We start from the raw sequence: 13,618 nt of genomic DNA, 5'->3' as shown, positions 1-13,618 counted from the left end.
GGACCCGACGAAGCGCTCCAAGGGCATCTCCGCGTTCGTGGTGGAGAAGTCGGATGAGGGTGTCTCGTTCGGTGCGCCGGAGAAGAAGCTGGGCATCAAGGGCTCGCCGACCCGCGAGGTGTACCTGGACAACGTGCGCATCCCGGCCGACCGGATGATCGGTGCGGAGGGCACGGGGTTCGCGACGGCGATGCGCACGCTGGACCACACGCGGATCACGATCGCCGCGCAGGCGCTGGGTATCGCGCAGGGCGCGCTGGACTACGCCAAGGGATATGTCCAGGAGCGCAAGCAGTTCGGCAAGCCGATCGCGGACTTCCAGGGCATCCAGTTCATGCTGGCGGACATGGCGATGAAGATCGAGGCGGCCCGTCAGCTGACGTATGCGGCGGCGGCGAAGTCGGAGCGGGGCGATGGCGACCTGACCTTCCAGGGCGCGGCCGCGAAGTGCTTCGCCTCGGACGTGGCGATGGAGGTCACCACCGACGCGGTGCAGCTCCTTGGCGGGTACGGCTACACCCGTGACTACCCGGTGGAGCGGATGATGCGCGACGCGAAGATCACCCAGATCTACGAGGGCACCAACCAGGTCCAGCGCATCGTGATGGCCCGCAACCTGCCGTAAGGCACGGCACACGCCCCGCCGATCTGATCGGCGGGGCCCATCGGCGTACGAAGACGGCGCTCAGTCGCCCGACACCGTCACCTTCTCGTCGTTCTTCAGCTCGTTCACCAGGGTCTTGACCTTCGTGGTGTCCCACTGGAGGTTGCCGTTCGCGGCGTTGCCGGAGAGCGGCATGTTCATGGACGTGCCGTCTCCGCCGGTGATGCCCTTCATCGCCCAGAACATGGACGCCAGATCGAACAGGCTCATGTCCTTGTCCACGACCAGCGTGTCCAGGCCGGCCCCCATCGTCGGATACAGCTTGAAGGGGTTGAGGACCGTAGACGGAGTTGCCGCCTGGCTGGCGAGGGCCGCGAGGAACTTCTGCTGGTTCTTCGTACGGGCGAGGTCGCTGCCCGGGAACGCGTACCGGGTGCGGACGAAGGCCAGGGCCTGTTCGCCGTTGAGGGTCTGCTTGCCCGCCTGGAAGTCGGCGCCGGAGTTCTTGTCCTTGAACGCCTTGGGGATGTCCATCTCGACGCCGCCGACCGCGTCGACGATCTTGGCGAAGCCGGCGAAGCCGATCTCCGCGTAGTGGTCGATGTGCAGGCCGGTGTTGTACTCGACGGTGCGGACCAGCAGCTCGGGGCCGTCCTCCGCGTACGCGGCGTTCAGCTTCACCTGGCGGCCCGTGCCCGGGAAGGTCTTGCCCGACTCGGAGCCCACGAAGGTGGGGATCACGACGTTCGAGTCGCGGGGCAGCGAGATCATCGTGTTCCCGTTGGCGCCGACGTGCAGGATCATCATCGAGTCCGTGCGCTTGCCCTCGGCGGAGCCGGTGTGGAGCTTCTTCTTCTCCTCGGCGGTCATGCCCTCGCGGCTGTCGGAGCCGACGATCAGGTAGTTCGTGCCCTCGCCCTCCGCTGGCCGCTCGATGACCTTGGAGAGGTCCACCTCGCGCTTGAGCTTCGAGTCGGCCCAGAAGTACGTGCCGATCGACACCGCGAGCAGGACCACGACGAGGGTGAGCGAGCCGACCTTTATTCGCCGCCGCCAGTTCGGCGCGGGGCGTGCCGTGCCGTAGTAGTCGTACCCGTCGTCGTCGCCACCCCGGCGGCCGCCGCCCGAGCCGTAGACCTGGCCGGTGTTGTAGCCGCTGTCGTAGGCGTCGCCGGGGCCCTGGGCGTATCCGTCCTGATAGCGCTCGCCGTTTCCGTACGAGGGCTGCGGCGGGACTCCGCCGCGCGGCGGAGCCGACGGGCGGGGACGGGGCACCTGGCCGCGCTGCACATGACGCATCACGCGGGCGCCCTCGGGGTCTGCGCTCGCGCTGCCGCGTCCGTAACGGTCGCCGCCGTTGTCACGGGTGTCGCCGGTCCATCCGCCTGGCCAATCGCTCATGCGGCCCAGTGTGCCGTCTCCGGCTGTGTGTCCCACAAGGTCACGTGGAAAATCACACCAGGGCTGTTGCAGAGCTGACACATATACGCCCGGCATAAGGTGGACGCCATGACAGACCAGGCCCACGGCGCGGAACCCAGCATTCCGGGCGCTATACCGGGCAAGCCGACGTCGGCGTCCCGCACCACACTGAGCCACATCATGACCCACAACGACACCAACCTCCTCGGCACGGTGCACGGTGGGGTGATCATGAAGCTGGTGGACGACGCCGCCGGCGCCGTCGCCGGACGGCACTCGGGCGGGCCCGCGGTCACCGCGTCGATGGACGAGATGGCGTTCCTGGAGCCGGTCCGCGTGGGCGATCTGGTGCATGTGAAGGCGCAGGTCAACTGGACCGGGCGGACCTCGATGGAGGTCGGCGTCCGGGTCCTGGCCGAGCGCTGGAACGAATCGGCCCCGGCCCAGCAGGTCGGCTCCGCCTATCTCGTCTTCGCCGCCGTCGACTCCGACGGCAAGCCCCGCGTCGTACCGCCGGTGATTCCCGAGACCGAGCGGGACAAGCGGCGCTACCAGGAGGCACAGATCCGGCGCACACACCGGCTGGCGCGCCGCCGCGCCATCAAGGAGCTGCGCGACCAGCGTGCGGCCGACGGCTTCGAGGACTGAGTCCCGAGTCCACAGTCTGGTCAGGCCGACAGTGTGCTCAAGGGCACACGACCTGGTCGCCCGTGACCGCGGAGAGCTTGTCCGCCCGGACCTCCTCCTCCGCCCGCACCGGCCTGACCTGCTTGAAGTCCGTGCCCGCGATCACCTTCAGCAGCGCGCCCTGGCCCTTGACGGGGCGCAGCTCGCTGCCCGGCAGTGCCGTCGCGAGGGTCTTCGCCGAGCGGTCCCAGCGCGGGTCGTACGCGACGATCGTGCGCGTCAGGGCCTGCTGCCTGTCCGCGTTCACCGGCGCCTTGGTTGTCAGGAAGCCATTGGCGCGCAGGGCGCTGTCGACGCGGCGGCCCAGGCCGGGTGTGCGCGTGCCGTTCTCGACCTGCACCCGGATCTGTTGCGGTGCGACGTCGACGAGCGTCGCCCGCGGTCGCGCGCGGGGCACAGTCAGCGGCTTGTCGTCGCGCAGCGCCTGGAAGATCCTCTCGGACTTGCCCATGTCCCACTTCAGGGTCGTGCCGACGCCCTTCAGCTGCTCGCTCCCGCCCACCGGCACCGTCGTGAACTCCGACGACTTCGGTGAGAAGCGCCGCATCGCATGCCCCAGGGCGAGCATCTCGTCGGCACCGAAGCCCTTGTCCGCACGCACGGAGCCGAGCACGGCCCGCGTGGCGTCGCGGAACTTCACCGGGTTCAGCAGGATGTCGGACGACGTGGCCTTGGCGATCAGCGCGGCCAGGAAGCGCTGCTGGCGCTGCATACGACTCAGGTCGGAGCCCCCGTCGATGTACCGGGAGCGCACGTACTGCAGCGCCTCGCCGCCGTCCAGCGTGTGGGTGCCCGGGGACAGATCGAGCCTCGTGTGCGAGTCCGCCAGACGCTTCGTAGTGCAGATCTGCACACCGCCGAGCGCGTCCACGGTCTTCATGAAGCTGGTGAAGTCGACCTCGAGATAGTGGTCGATCTTGAGGTGCGTCATGTGCTCCACGGTGCGGACGGTGAGCTGTGGACCACCCTCCGCGTACGCCGCGTTGATCTTGACCGGGTGGGAGTGGTGTTTCTCGCCGGTGGTCTCGTCGAAGTGCGCGGGCATCTCGGCGTACGAGTCGCGCGGGAGGCTCACGACGCTGGCGCGCTTCCGGTCCTGCGAGATGTGCACGATCATGATCGTGTCCGTGCAGTGGCAGGGGGCGCCGCCGAGGTGGTACTTGGCCTTCTCCTCCCGGGAGAGTTTGTCGCGGTCGTCCGTGCCGACCAGCAGAACGTTCATGCCGTGGCCGGCGGCGGGTCTGTTCTTCATGTCCTTGAAGGGGTCGACCCGCTCGATCCCCCCCTTGTCCACGCTGGTCACCAGCGCATGCCCGATTCCGGCCGAGGCCAGGACCACCACCGAGAGCGTCGTCGCCGCCCGCATGGCCCACTGCGGCCGCCGCCTGCGCCCTGCCGCCTGAGGAGGCTCGGGTGCCGGTGCGGGCCGCCTGCTCCGCCACGGCTGCGGGCGGCGCTGCGGACGGGCGGGCGAGCTGGGCGGCGTGGGCACGAGGGGGTACCTCCGCAGTACGGTCGGGAGACCGAGACGGGCCGGGGAATCCCGAGCACGGTACGGCGATACGAAATGCGGCCTGCGGTAATGACCCGGACGGCGCGCGTCCCTGTCCCCCGTTCGCGGTAACGTGACCCTCCGAAACGCTGCACATCCCGGGGCTCCGACGTCGGCGGCTGCCGCCGTCGGCCCGTGAGACCCGGCCGGTACCCCAACGTGACGCAGGAAGACATGACCCACCCTCCCGCCGTATCCGTGATCATGCCCGTCCTCGACGAGGAGCGGCATCTGCGCGGAGCCGTCCACGCCATCCTCGCGCAGGAGTACGAGGGCGAGATGGAGGTGGTCATCGCGCTGGGCCCGTCCACGGACCGTACCGACGAGATCGCCGCCGAGCTGGTGCGCGAGGACCCCCGGGTGCACACCGTGCCGAACCCCACGGGCCGCACCCCCGCCGCGCTGAACGCGGCGATCAAGGCGTCCCGGCACCCGATCGTGGTGCGCGTCGACGGCCACGGGATCCTCTCGCCGAACTACATCGCGACCGCCGTCCGCCTCCTGGAGGAGACCGGCGCGCAGAACGTCGGCGGCATCATGCACGCCGAGGGAGAGAACGACTGGGAGCATGCGGTCGCGGCCGCCATGACCTCGAAGATCGGCGTCGGCAACGCGGCCTTCCACACGGGCGGCGAGGCAGGCCCCGCCGAGACCGTGTACCTGGGGGTCTTCCGCCGCGCGGCCCTGGAGCAGCAGGGCGGCTACAACGAGGAGTTCATCCGCGCCCAGGACTGGGAGCTGAACTTCCGTATCCGCGAGGCGGGCGGCCTCATCTGGTTCTCGCCGGAGCTGAAGGTCTCGTACCGCCCGAGGCCGTCGGTGAAGGCCCTCGCCAAGCAGTACAAGGACTACGGCCGCTGGCGCCATGTCGTCGCGCGCTACCACCGGGGCTCGATCAACCTGCGCTACCTCGCTCCGCCGACCGCCGTGTGCGCCATCGCCGCCGGCATCGTGGTGGGCGCCGCGCTCACGCCGTGGGGGTTCGTGATACCCGGCGGCTATCTCGCCGCCATCGCGGCCGGGTCCGTGCCCGCGGGCAAGGGCCTGTCGCTGAAGGCGCGGCTGCAGATCCCCGTCGCCCTCGCCACGATGCACATGTCGTGGGGCTGGGGCTTTCTGACCAGCCCGCGGGCGCTGGCGAGGAAGGTCATCGCGTCGCGAAGGCCGGCGGTCGTCACCCAGGCCTGATCCCGGCCGCCCGGCGGCCCTCGGTACGCGCCGAGGACCGCCGGAGCCGGGCCCCGTCCACTACCAGGTGAAGGCCGGGTTCACGCGCATACACGCCTTGTCGTTCGCGCCGTTGAGGAGCTTGGCCGACTTCGGGCTCTTGTCGTCCTCCGCCTTGGCCTCGTACGCGGTGCCCTCGCGCCAGTCGGCGCCCACCACCAGCGTGACGCCGGAGACCCGGGTCGACTTCTCCACCGAACTCAGCGGAACACCGAGGGACTTGGCGACCGCCTGCGCGTCGCCCTCCAGTTCGGCGCTCGGGTAGCGCACGATCGTCTTGTCCTCGGTCAGCGCCACCGACGCGTCGGCCGCCGCCTTGGTGAAGCCCTTGCCGACCAGGAGTTGCGCCACCGCGTTCGCGCGCCCGCCGACCGGATCGAGCGTGGCGGTGCGGGTGCCGTTCTGGACCTGCACGCCGATCTCGTCGTCCGCGGCGGCCGGGTCCTTCGAGGTCTCCTCCGCGGTGGACTTCTTCTTGTCCTTGCCGTCGAGGGCTATGTCCTCGCGCACCAGGCGGAACAGCTTCTCGGCGTCGCCGCGTTTCGGCTCCACGCGGCTGCCCACGTACTGGAACGGCATCGTGGTCATGGTGATCCGCTTCGGCGACACCTCCTTCAACTGGTTGCCGAGGGCGAGGAGCTTCCCGACGGTGCCCAGGCCCTCGTCGACGGTGAGCGCGTCGGTGGCGGTCTCGGCGAGTCTCCGCAGCTGCGTGGGGTTGCTCAGCGTCGCGTTCGCGCGCAGCTGGCGGACCAGCGAGTTCATGTACTGGTGCTGGGCCTTGGCGCGGGCGATGTCGCTGCCGTCCTCGAAGCCGTAGCGGGTACGCAGCCACTGCAGGGCCTGCTTGCCCTTGACCGGGGTGGTGCCCTTCTCCAACTTCAGCCCGGAGCCATGGCCCTGTCTGTCCCTCGAGGAGATATTGGCGGTCACACAGACCGGGACGCCGCCGACCGCGTCCGCCATCGACACCACACCGGCGAAGTCCACCATCATGAAGTGATCGATGTGAATGTCGGTCAGCTGCTCCCAGGTGGCGACCGTGCAGCCGGGCCCGCCGCGGCCGAGTGACTGGTTCGTCATCAGGCGCCCCGTGCTTGCCGGAAACACCTGGCCGGTGTCCGGGTCGGTGCACTCGGGAATCTGCAGCAGGGTGTCGCGCGGCATGCTGATCACCGACATGTTGCTGCGGTCGGCAGAGAGGTGCAGCAGCATCTGGACGTCCGCGAGAGGGGCGGCGCCGAAGGTCTCTTTGGCGCCACCGAGTTTCTGGTTCTCTTTGGTGTCCCGGGCGTCCGAGCCGATGAGCAGGATGTTCAGCGGGGTCTGGCCCGCGGCGTTCGCCTTCGCCTTGGCGGGCCTGTTCTTCTCGTCGCCGAGGCTGAGCTTGTCCTTCTTGATTTTGCTGTTCAGGTGCTCGTAGTACAGATAGCCGGCACCGGCGGTGCCGAGTATCAGTACCGACAGAACCGTGGCGAACCAGCGGAGTATCCGGCGTCTGCGGCGCGGCGGCCGGGGACCGCCCGCGCGTCGCCTACCCCCACCGCCGCGCCGGCCGCGCTCCCGCGGCTCGGACTCCTCGTCCCCCCTGCCCTGGCCTTCGTAAAGGGTCTCGTCCCAGCCGAGTGCTTCGGCATCACGGACGCGTGGTCGCGATCTCTCCCCGCGTACGCTGCTCTCCCTCATGTGCTGTCCCTCCCCCTGTGCCTTGTGCAGCGGCCGCCCTGTCAGACGCAGGACGGCCGCTGTCGGTCACTTGGCACACACTGTTTTGTCCGCCTGGACGTTCTGGACCCCGTCCGTCGCCTTCGACGGGTCGGTGGTCGTCACGCCGGCACCCTTGTAGTCCTTGCCGAGTATCAGCTTCATCGCCGGCAGGCCCTGTGCGGTTTCCTCGCTCTCGCCCGGCTTGAGCTGGGATGCGGTCAGCCCCATGATGTCGGCGAGCTTGCGCGCCTGATCAGCCTGGTCGGGCGCGTACTCGAGCGTCGTCGTCTTCTGGGTCGTGTCCGCGTTGCCGAGCTGGCTGGACTTGAGCACGCCCTCTTCGTTCTGCAGCCAGGTGAGGGTTTCCTGGGCGGAACCGGCGGGGGCGCCGCCGTTGTAGATGTTGACCCGTACCTCGGAGGCGTCGGCGCGGGAGCCCTTGAGACGGGCCGCCACCTTCTCCTTCTCCTTCTTCTTCACCTCGGTGAGCGAGATGTCTTCCTTCATGAAGGCGAAGAGGGTCTTGGCCTTCGACTCGTTGAGCAACACGGTCGCGCCGTCGGTGTTGTCGACGACCGGTGTCGTGGCGAAGGTGAGGTTCTTGGTGTTGACCTTGCCGATCTCCTGGCCCAGGCCGGCCAGCTTCTTGATGTCCGCGATCTTCGAGTCGACCGTCAGTGCCTTGGTGGCCGCCTCCGCCAGATCGACCATCTTCGACGGGCTGGTGAGCGTGTCGTTCGACTTGAGCTTGCGCATCAGCGAGCTGAGGAACTGCTGCTGCAGCTCGATCCGGCTCAGGTCACCGCCGAATCCGACGGAATGGCGCGTGCGGACGAAGGCGAGAGCCTGGTCACCCTTGATGGTGTGCTTGCCCTGGGAGAGCTTCAGGTGCGACTTCGGGTCGTTTATGTCCTTGGCGAGACAGACCTCCACGCCGCCGACCGCGGTCGACAGCGTCTTCACCGCGTTGAAGTCGGCCACCATGAAGTGGTCGGGCACCAGGCCGGTGATCTCGGTCACCGTGCGCATCGTGCAGCTCGGTGTGCGGCCTGACTGGCCGAGGCTTTCGTTGAAGCGGGTCTGGGAGGTACCCGGAATGGTCTTCTTGGTGCCGTCCTCCTGCGTGGTCGGGCAGTCCGGGATGTCCACGATCATGTCGCGCGGAATGCTCAACGCGGTCGCGTTCGTCCGGTCCTTGGAGACATGGAGCAGGATCGTCGTGTCCGCGTGACCCAGGCTGCCCGAGTCGCCGTAGCCCTCGTTGCCCTTGCCGGTGCGTTTGTCGGTACCGATCAGCAGGATGTTGATCGCCCGGTCCTTGGAGAAGCCGCCGGTGCCGGCGCCGTCGTCGGGGACGGCACTGATGTTGTTGTTGAGGTGCCGGTAGTAGAGGTACCCGGCCGTCGAACCCCCGATGAGGACGAAGGCCATGATGCCTCCGGTCCACATCAGTGCCTTCTTCGCCTTCGACTTCTTCGGCCGGCCCTTGCGGCGGCTCGGGGGCGGCTCGGGCATGCGTCGCCTACGAGGGCCGGGGACCTCGGGGGCGGGAGCCGCCGGAGTGTCGCGGACGGGAGCGGTGTGCCCTCGCGGAGCGGTAGCGGCGCCCATGGGCGAGCGGACCTGGGCGCCCGGACCGCCGCGGGATCTGCGGGGGCCCGGGACGGTCGACTGCCCTGCGGAGGGGCTCAGTCGCAGTTCGTAGTCACCGGTGGTGGGGTTGAGTACCCACTGGTCTGCGGGGTCGATGTCGTCCGCCCGCCAACGGCCTTGCGCGTCCACGGTTTCTTGAGTCCTCCGTCGGGGCCACGCGGCGCCTTTCCCCCTCAAAAGGCGCTCGGTCAGTCGGTGAAACAGTGCGCGACCTCGTGGCCTGATGCACCGGATCGCTCACACTATCCGTCCACTTCAGCGTCCAGCGACGGCGGTGACAAATTCCACGTCCCTACAACCGGGCAATCCGGTGCAATTCATTAAAGACATTTTCACGTGGTTGGCGAGCGCTTTACCCGCAGCCGTCGTCGGCTGCCGTGTTTCCGCGAAATGTGGAAGGCGGGTTCGAGGAGTCGCCGGCCTCTTCGTCACCTTTGTCCGTGTCCGACTGGGGCGTCACGGCCACCGGTGCGTCCGTGCGTAGCTGGGCAAAGAGGTGTTCTGCGGCTGGTTCCACCAGTTGATCCCGGTTTGCGTTGTTCGCGTAGGGTGCCCGGGGAACCGTAAGGAACTGCACGCGTTCCGTGGGGATATCGCGCATGCCGCGCACCAAGTCGTAGAGACCGCGCAGGTTGCCCAGACCCGGATCCGTGGTGAGCGACGAGGTCGCCGCGTCCAGCACCGGATAGAGCTTCACCGGGTTGAGCAGTACGTCGTCGCTCCGCAGTTTGTTGACCACGGCGCCGAGAAACCGCTGTTGGCGGTCCATGCGCTCGGTGTCGCTGCCGTCGCCGAGGCTCTTGCGGGCGCGTACGAAACCAAGGGCCGCTTCGCCGCTCAGCCGGTGCCGGCCCGCGGGCAGTTTCACATGGGCGTCCGGGTCGTCGATCGGCTCCGCGAGACAGACGTCCACGCCGCCCAGCGCATCGACCATCTTCGTGAAGCCGCCGAAGTCCACGACCATGTGGTGGTCGATGCGTATGTCCGTGAGCTTCTCGACCGTCCGTATCGTGCACGCCGAACCGCCCGCCTCGAAGGCGTGGTTGAACATGGCGAACACCGGCTCGGTGCTGGTGCCGTCCGGCTTGTGGCAGCTGGGCACGTCGACCATCAGGTCGCGGGGTATGGACACGGCGGTCGCGCTCTGCCGGTCGGCCGCGAGGTGCAGCAGGATCGTGGTGTCGGAGCGCGCGGTGCCCGAGTCCCGGCCGTACTTGGCGTTGCCCGCGCCCGCCCGGGTGTCGGAGCCGATCAGAAGGATGTTCTGCGCGCCCTGCGCCGACGGCGTCGGGCGCTCCCTCTCGTACCGCTTGAGTTCCTCGGCCGCCTGCATGTCCTTGGTGATGTTGCCGTTGAGCTTCTCGTAGACCGCCCATCCGGTGCCGCCGGCGGCGAGCACGAAGACGGCCGTGCCCCAGGCCGTACGCCGCAGCCACCGCTTCCGCCGCTGACGCGTCCGGCCTCCGGCGGCAGAGGCACCCGTGCCCGGGCCCGGTGTGGGACGCCGGCCGACGGCGGAGGCACCCGCACCGGGGCCCAGGGTGGACCGCCTGCCGGCGGCTGGCCCGGGAGTCCTGCCCTCCGGTTGATCAGTCCCGGAAGGCGTGCCGGCGGTGTCGGTCACGACTTCCTCCACCCCTCGTGGCGTCCCCTGGCGTAGGTGGTGCTCCTACGACCATGGCCCGGGACGGCCGCGGGGGCCCGTGGACCCGGGGCTCGGCTGGGCTGAATGGGTTACGGGGCCCGTCCGGATTCTGAGGACGAGCGAAATCAGCCCGTCTGGGGGCACCTCCTGGGGGGCACCCTCGGCGTTGGCTGGGGGAGTTTGAGGACGAGCCCGGAGGGCGATTTCCGGGGGTGCGGGGCGGAGCCTGGGGCCGGCCGCCCAGCGGGACGGCGCCGTGCCACGCTGCGGCGGCAGCAGCGTGGCAGGGGGCAGCGACGGCGGCGTCAGTAGCGTGGCGCGGTGCCGCGATGGCGGCGTCAGCGCGCCGTCGCTGTGACCCGCTCGCTCTCGATCCGCTTCGCAAGACCGTCCGCGGGGAGCCGCTCCACGTGCCGGCACAGGACCACGGAGCCCCCGGTCGCCAGCGGCGCGTACAGCCCGGCGCTCAGCCCCTCCCAGGTGTCGTACGGCAGTGTGGACAGCAGACGCGATCCGGGTCCCGTCAGCCCGAGACCCGCCGCATCGGTGAGAGCACGTTCGACCACCTCGGCGCCCGACAACTCCGCCCCGGCGACGATCAACGCGGGGTCCTCCGGGTCCACCGGTGCGTACGGCGCGAAGCGGTCGCCCTGGCTCGGCACCTCGACCGCGTAATCCATGAATCCTTCGGGCGTCTGCGGGAACCGCCCGCCGAGCGGCCGCAGCGCCAGTGCGACGCGTTCGCCGGAGCAGGCGCGCGCCGCGTCGAGCGAGTCGGGACCGCTGACGACGAGATCGGCGGCCGCAGGGTCGCCGCCGACATCCGCGAGGACGCCCACCGACGAACAGGCCAGCAGCCACACCGCCGTCTGCCAGTGCGCGGGCAGCAGCAGTGCGAGCCGGTCGCCGGGCTCCGCGGCAAGGTCGCCCTGCAGCAGATTGGCAGTCTTGGCCACCCAATTGGCGAAGGTGGCCACGGACAATTCGACGCGCTCGCCGGTGGCATCGTCGTAGAAGGTCACCAAGGGGCGCGCCGGGTCCGCGGCGAGCGCGGATCGCAGCAGGTCGGCAGGGGTGCGATCGGTGGCGTTCACGCCGCAAGGTTACGCGTCCCGGGGGCGAAGTCGTGCGCCCGGCCGGGGGATCGGCGGTCCCGCGGTGTCCCCGTTTCAGCCGACGGGCCGTCAACTTTCCATAGACAGACATATCCCGCTATGTACAACATCACCTGTATGCGTGGATTCCTTGCCTCCTCCATCGGCGTCACATGCGCGACAGCTCTCGCCCTCCCACTCGCCGTCCCCTCCTTCGGCGCCCAGGCCGCCACCGTCGCCCCGCGGGGGTCCGATGCCGTGTCTCCCGTTCACTGGCAGGTGCCGGACGATCCGACCCGTCAGAAGGTCGGATCTAGGCCCGGATTGACACCCGGTGTGGCTGCGGACCAACTCCGCGGGACAGGCGTCGACCCGGCGCCGTTCGGTCTCACGGCGGCCCATCCCGCTGTGCCTCTGCCCGGCCCCGGCCCCGCGGCTGCTGTCCCGGGCGGCCGGGGACTGGTCGACTCCGCCCTCCGCGGTCGAACAGGGGTCGGCTCGGCGGCTACCGGCTCGGCGGCTTCCGGCTCGGCGGCTTCCGGCCGGACGGTGGGTGGTGACCTGGCAGCCCGTTCCCCTTCCATCGGCCTGGAAGCTCCGTCCGCCTCCGAGAGGTCGGTCCCTGGCAGCACCCAGTCACTGCAGCTCGCACCCGTGCCCTCCGCCTCCACCCGTTCCTTCGGTCCTCGTGCGCGTTCCATGGGTTTCGCCGCCCGTTCGCCGGGTTCCGGGGCCGTCGCGCAGGGACTGGCGGAGCGTCAGGTGCGGCGCTTCTCGCTGGTGGGCCTCGTCTGGGACAACCCGGACATCGAACTGCACGGCCGGGTCCAGGTACGCACCCGGGCCACCGGCACCACGACCTGGTCCGCATGGCAGGACCTGGACACCCACAACTTCGAGCACGCCGCCGACGCCGGGAGCGCGGAGCGCGCCACGGGGCGCGTCCGTGGGGCCACAGCACCCCTGTGGGTCGGCGATTCGGACGGGGTGGAGGCCCGCGTGAGCCCGGAGCCCGAGGCCGACGGGCATGATGCCGAGCACGGCACAGCGCTTCCCGAGGGCCTGCGCCTCGAACTCGTCGACCCTGGCGACGAGTCGCCGTCCCGTCAAGCTCCCGCGGACGAACCGCAGGCCGCACCCGCGACGGACGAGCACCCTCAGGAGGGCGCACGCACCGACGAGCTGCCCGATGAGGATGCTGTCGACCCGCTCGGCGCACCCAGTGCACCCAGTGCACCCAGTGCACCCGGTGCACCCCTTGCAACCAGCCCGCGCAGTGCAGCCGACGCGCCGGGCTCACGCGGTGCACTGGGCGCACGCGGCTCATCCGCCGCCCCCGTCGGCGCGAAGCCGTACATCGGCCCCCGCCCGCGCATCATCACGCGCAAGGGCTGGCGTGCGGACGAGAAGCTCCGTGAGCGCGAATTCCTCTATACGAAGACCGTGCAGGCGGCGTTCGTGCACCACACCGCCACGGGCAACAACTACCGCTGCTCACAAGCCCCTTCAGTCATCCGCAGTATTTATCGCTACCACGTCAAGAGCAATCGCTGGCGTGACATCGGCTACAACTTCGTCGTCGACAAGTGCGGAAACATCTACGAGGGCCGCGCCGGAGGTGTGGAGAAGCCCGTCATGGGCGCACACACGCTCGGTTTCAACACCAACAGCATGGGCATCGCCGTCCTCGGGACCTTCACCAAGTCCAAGCCGTCCGCCGCGGCCGTCAGGGCCGTGGCCAGGCTGACCGCATGGAAGCTCGGACTTTTCGGTGCCAATCCCTGGGGCTCGACGACCCTCACGTCAGGGGGCAGCAACAAGTACAAGAAGGGGAGGAAGGTAAGGCTCCGTGTGATTTCGGGGCATCGGGACGGCTTCCTCACCGAGTGCCCGGGTGCCGCCCTCTATCGGCAACTCAACGGGCTCCGGCTCGCCTCGGCCCGCTACCAGGGCCGTTGACGTCGGAACGCTCATCACTGGGATACCGCGGATCCGAATAGAACAGCTGCACGGTACGACCGCACGGT

General features: G+C 69.3%; 10 protein-coding genes. 4 read left to right on the top strand and 6 right to left on the bottom strand.

Translation table 11 applies throughout. The annotated features are described in order from the left end of the window. The coding region (locus tag H1D24_RS39480; protein WP_258564693.1) for an acyl-CoA dehydrogenase family protein at positions 1-625 on the top strand (625 nt) is incomplete at its 5' end. A gap of 60 nt (positions 626-685) precedes the next feature. Here H1D24_RS39480 and H1D24_RS39475 read toward each other — a convergent pair. Further along, positions 686-2,005 (bottom strand): LCP family protein, encoded by a 1,320-nt coding sequence (locus tag H1D24_RS39475; RefSeq protein WP_181662591.1) that lies wholly within the window; start codon positions 2,003-2,005, stop codon positions 686-688. Positions 2,006-2,113: 108 nt separating this feature from the next. On the opposite strand from H1D24_RS39475, the gene H1D24_RS39470 reads away from it, so the two are divergent. Further along, positions 2,114-2,674: an acyl-CoA thioesterase gene (locus H1D24_RS39470; protein WP_181662590.1), complete on the top strand. Its 561-nt coding sequence runs from the start codon at positions 2,114-2,116 to the stop codon at positions 2,672-2,674. A 37-nt stretch (positions 2,675-2,711) separates the two neighbouring features. Here the strand turns inward: H1D24_RS39470 and H1D24_RS39465 are convergent, their stop codons facing one another. Beyond that, positions 2,712-4,205 carry an LCP family protein gene (locus tag H1D24_RS39465; RefSeq protein WP_309484614.1) on the bottom strand — a complete coding sequence of 498 codons (1,494 nt, stop codon included), beginning with the start codon at positions 4,203-4,205 and terminating at the stop codon, positions 2,712-2,714. Positions 4,206-4,439: 234 nt separating this feature from the next. On the opposite strand from H1D24_RS39465, the gene H1D24_RS39460 reads away from it, so the two are divergent. Continuing rightward, positions 4,440-5,453, top strand: a complete 1,014-nt coding sequence (locus tag H1D24_RS39460) for a glycosyltransferase family 2 protein (RefSeq protein WP_181662589.1) — start codon at positions 4,440-4,442, stop codon at positions 5,451-5,453. A 60-nt stretch (positions 5,454-5,513) separates the two neighbouring features. On the opposite strand, the gene H1D24_RS39455 is transcribed toward H1D24_RS39460, so the two are convergent. From H1D24_RS39455 to H1D24_RS39440, 4 genes are all read right to left on the bottom strand, one after another. After that, positions 5,514-7,178, bottom strand: a complete 1,665-nt coding sequence (locus tag H1D24_RS39455; protein WP_181662588.1) for an LCP family protein — start codon at positions 7,176-7,178, stop codon at positions 5,514-5,516. 66 nt (positions 7,179-7,244) lie between these two features. Beyond that, the gene (locus tag H1D24_RS39450; RefSeq protein ID WP_181662587.1) at positions 7,245-8,981 is read right to left on the bottom strand and encodes an LCP family protein; all 1,737 of its coding nucleotides are present in this window, start codon (positions 8,979-8,981) and stop codon (positions 7,245-7,247) included. Between the two features lie 223 nt (positions 8,982-9,204). After that, a complete protein-coding gene (locus H1D24_RS39445; RefSeq protein WP_220137746.1) occupies positions 9,205-10,392 on the bottom strand; it encodes an LCP family protein in 1,188 nt (395 codons plus the stop codon). A gap of 443 nt (positions 10,393-10,835) precedes the next feature. Further along, positions 10,836-11,591, bottom strand: a complete 756-nt coding sequence (locus H1D24_RS39440; RefSeq protein ID WP_181662585.1) for a TIGR03089 family protein — start codon at positions 11,589-11,591, stop codon at positions 10,836-10,838. A gap of 549 nt (positions 11,592-12,140) precedes the next feature. Here H1D24_RS39440 and H1D24_RS39435 point away from each other — a divergent pair. Beyond that, positions 12,141-13,550, top strand: coding sequence for an N-acetylmuramoyl-L-alanine amidase (locus H1D24_RS39435; RefSeq protein ID WP_374064701.1), 1,410 nt, complete (start codon positions 12,141-12,143; stop codon positions 13,548-13,550). The last annotated feature ends 68 nt before the right edge of the window (positions 13,551-13,618 follow it).

This window comes from Streptomyces himalayensis subsp. himalayensis, assembly GCF_013778455.1.
In the GTDB taxonomy this organism is placed as follows: domain Bacteria; phylum Actinomycetota; class Actinomycetes; order Streptomycetales; family Streptomycetaceae; genus Streptomyces; species Streptomyces himalayensis.
This window is presented reverse-complemented; position numbering and strand designations above follow the sequence as displayed.